6 protein-coding genes are annotated in these 2,218 nt (G+C 42.7%); 3 read left to right on the forward strand and 3 right to left on the reverse strand.

The window, feature by feature from the left end:
* A partial coding sequence (locus AM629_RS20860) for a CHC2 zinc finger domain-containing protein (protein WP_152912050.1) occupies positions 1-185 on the reverse strand: 185 nt, incomplete at its 3' end.
* Between the two features lie 99 nt (positions 186-284).
* Here AM629_RS20860 and AM629_RS20865 point away from each other — a divergent pair.
* The 3 genes from AM629_RS20865 (at position 285) to AM629_RS20875 (ending at position 1,281) form a co-directional block, all read left to right on the forward strand.
* Positions 285-680, forward strand: a complete 396-nt coding sequence (locus tag AM629_RS20865; protein WP_072161971.1) for a helix-turn-helix domain-containing protein — start codon at positions 285-287, stop codon at positions 678-680.
* A gap of 68 nt (positions 681-748) precedes the next feature.
* On the forward strand, positions 749-1,069 hold the full coding sequence (locus tag AM629_RS20870) for a SymE family type I addiction module toxin (RefSeq protein ID WP_054481707.1): 321 nt from the start codon (positions 749-751) through the stop codon (positions 1,067-1,069).
* A gap of 14 nt (positions 1,070-1,083) precedes the next feature.
* Positions 1,084-1,281, forward strand: coding sequence for a DUF7706 family protein (locus AM629_RS20875; RefSeq protein WP_054481708.1), 198 nt, complete (start codon positions 1,084-1,086; stop codon positions 1,279-1,281).
* Between the two features lie 48 nt (positions 1,282-1,329).
* On the opposite strand, the gene AM629_RS20880 is transcribed toward AM629_RS20875, so the two are convergent.
* Together AM629_RS20880 and AM629_RS24855 are read right to left on the reverse strand one after the other, a co-directional pair.
* Positions 1,330-1,683, reverse strand: coding sequence for a hypothetical protein (locus tag AM629_RS20880; RefSeq protein WP_054481712.1), 354 nt, complete (start codon positions 1,681-1,683; stop codon positions 1,330-1,332).
* Between the two features lie 17 nt (positions 1,684-1,700).
* On the reverse strand, positions 1,701-2,218 hold a 518-nt coding region (locus AM629_RS24855), incomplete at its 5' end, for an RHS repeat domain-containing protein (RefSeq protein WP_083451975.1).

Raw genomic sequence — 2,218 nt, forward strand, 5'->3', positions numbered from 1 at the left:
AAACAGTGATAGAGGTTTTTTTCCGGGCTGAGGACCATTGACGGGGTTTTTTCCTCATGGAACGGGCACAGCAGCACGTAATCTTTACCGCGTTTAATCAGCTTGCGGCCCTGTTGTTCCGCCACGGTCACTAAGGAGACGGCGGTTTTCAGGTGCTGTAATTCTGCGTCGGGAATGCGAGCCATTTCATAGTCCTTTAAAAACCTGTCAATAGACATTGAAGTGGCATTATTAAAGTACTATTATGTATACATCGTCAAGGGTTTTTTAGAGGCAGGGTTACCATGACCGTATCATTTCAAAATTGGTTAAGTGAGAACGGTATGGAAGTCTTTGCAACTCGCCTCCGTGAAGCAAGAGAAGTACGCAAGATGACTCAGGCACGACTGGCGGATTTGTTGGCAGTAAACAGGCGTGTTTATAACCGTTGGGAGCGGGGCTCATCAGTGCCACAGCTTGATACGGTGGTAAAGATTGCTCAGGTACTCCAGATGAGTGTTGATGCTCTGGTTGGATTGGAGCAACCCAAAGAACCTAAGATACATAACCCTAAGTTACAGGCACTTTGTGAGCAGATTGATTCGCTCTCAGATGAAGATCAACAAGCGCTGGTTGTTTTAATGGAGAGCTTGGTAACAAGGGCAAAAATGGAAAAACTGGCAAGTAGGGCAATGAGATAATTTCGCGGCGATGGTGTGCTGGTAACACATCAACGCCGCTAACCACAGCAACTAAACAGGAGTTGATAATGGCTAAGGCGCATTCTAAAGCAGAAGCGGCAGTAAATAAAGCTGCGAAAACAGAACGTTATTACACGGTGGGTTATGTACCGAACGGGAATAAGGTCAACAACGCCACCCCGGCGATACATCTGAAGGGGCAGTGGCTGAGACAGGCGGGATTTAATACCGGCGGCCAGATTACGGTGAAGGTGATGGACGGTTGTCTGGTGCTGATTCCAGAAAGTGAAGCCACGCAACAACAGCATCAGCAGTACCAGCGGCAACAGGCCCAACTGCGGGAGATTAAGCAGCAGATGCGGGCGTTGATAACCGGTTTTGCGGGTTAAGGGGAGAACATGAGATGACAATAGCGATTGAACATTTGCAGGACATTCAGTTAACCCACTTTGAAGCGCTGGCCCTGGCCCAACTGGTTAAGCGGCTGAATTGGGCGGAGATACGCGCCTGTGCCGTGAATGACGAGGAAGCGTATCAGATTAAGGATGCGATTTCTAAGCTTCAATCCGCTCTGGCTTACCGTGGGTATGCGCCACGGTAGATCACAAGAAGGCCGGAAGATCTCAAAAGATCTTTCAGCCTTACTTTTTTAATTAAAAATACCTTTATTCTCAGCTTTTTCTATGAATAAGTCTTGTAAACTTCCTTGTATTTCTTCGTCTTCATAAGTTAACGTAAAATCACCATCTATATTGGGTGGAAAGTGAGAACCATCAATGGTTCCAAATATAGTTGATGATGTGTCAGATATTACTACCTTGAAGAAATCGAAAATAGCTGTTTTGTCTTGTTCATCTAATTTTGATAATGCTTTTCTGGCTTTAGCATACACATCATCATTATTATTATCTATTGGACTGGTTAAACTATTCTGATAACGGGGTAAGTTGTCATCAAATAATTCACTAAAAATAGACTCTATTATTTTCTCATCATTTTTCATATGGTTACCTTTTAAATTCATTTAAATCTAACTTCTGGATACATATTTTTATTCATATTAATAAGCTCTTTAAGCTTACTATTTGGAATTTCTGGGTAAACTCTTCTTAGCTCTTTTATATCTCTGGCAATCACACTTCTTGCATTAGTAAATTCTTTACCTGTTGCTGGGTTTATTCGACTTCTAGATACAATTCCTAATCCATCTTTAGAAACTGTGTGTCCAACTTTAGGAACTAGTATTGATGGTCCCGTTTTAGGATCATAATTCTTCACTAGATCTTTCATTATTGCTTTTTGACCAACATGATGGGAATCAAGTGCTAAATTTTTGCCTTTAACTGAATCCCTTAAGTTCCCATAACTGTCAATATCCCATTTCTTAGGATCTGAACATCCAGTCAGTCCTAATGGGTCGATCCATCCTGTGGGATTTTTGACGTATGCATACGGATTCTCACCACCCCAGAGGCCCGTAGGATCGGCACTCAGGTAACAACAGCCTTCCGGCAAATAATAGCGGAACCGATTATAAA

Source organism: Photorhabdus heterorhabditis, from assembly GCF_001280945.1.
In the GTDB taxonomy this organism is placed as follows: Bacteria; Pseudomonadota; Gammaproteobacteria; order Enterobacterales; family Enterobacteriaceae; genus Photorhabdus; species Photorhabdus heterorhabditis.

What these genes read in the sequence shown, in the direction of transcription:
- AM629_RS20865 (WP_072161971.1), top strand. Translation starts at nt 285, where the DNA reads ATGACCGTATCATTTCAAAATTGGTTAAGTGAGAACGGTATGGAAGTC.
- AM629_RS20880 (WP_054481712.1), bottom strand. Translation starts at nt 1,683, where the DNA reads ATGAAAAATGATGAGAAAATAATAGAGTCTATTTTTAGTGAATTATTT.
- AM629_RS20870 (WP_054481707.1), top strand. Translation starts at nt 749, where the DNA reads ATGGCTAAGGCGCATTCTAAAGCAGAAGCGGCAGTAAATAAAGCTGCG.
- AM629_RS20875 (WP_054481708.1), top strand. Translation starts at nt 1,084, where the DNA reads ATGACAATAGCGATTGAACATTTGCAGGACATTCAGTTAACCCACTTT.